General features: G+C 62.8%; 1 protein-coding gene and 1 pseudogene. Both read right to left on the reverse strand.

Going from position 1 to position 471, the window contains the following annotated elements; genetic code table 11:
* Positions 1-181, reverse strand: a 181-nt coding sequence (locus tag AC1DIX_RS27795; protein ID WP_477328570.1) for a hypothetical protein, incomplete at its 3' end; no start/stop codon positions are given.
* Positions 182-241: 60 nt separating this feature from the next.
* Positions 242-471 (reverse strand): annotated as a pseudogene (locus AC1DIX_RS27800) (hypothetical protein); the annotation flags it as partial.

Here is a 471-nt window from a genome sequence, read left to right on the forward strand (position 1 = left end):
GACTGATGGTCACCGCCAGGCGATCACCGCGCTTCGCCACCGGCTGATGGCTGAGCATCTCGATGCGCAGCCCGAAGAGGTGCGGCGGATGGAGAGTGAAAAGCGATCGGTGCTGGATACTATAAAGGCGCTGAATCGCGGCCCACGCGGGTTGCGCGAATTCGCTGTTGATATTGCCCATGGTGGGATCAGTCCGTTGCCGGGGACCGGGATCGTCGATCCGCGCAGGCCGTACTGGCCGTTACAGCGGTTGCGCCTGCGCGTCGGCCGTCTGGTCAGCGTGTTTTTCTGAGCTTGCCGTTTTCCGCTTGCGGATGACGATTTCGCTGATGGCGAAGACCGGCAGGCCGATCAGCAGGGGCAGAATGAAATAGATCACCCTGAAGGCCACAAGTGCGCCGATCGATGCGGCGCCCGGAAGAACGTGGCTGACGGTTCCCTCCAGCACGCCCAGTCCGCCCGGAACATGGG

This window comes from Massilia sp. 05N420, from assembly GCF_056397205.1.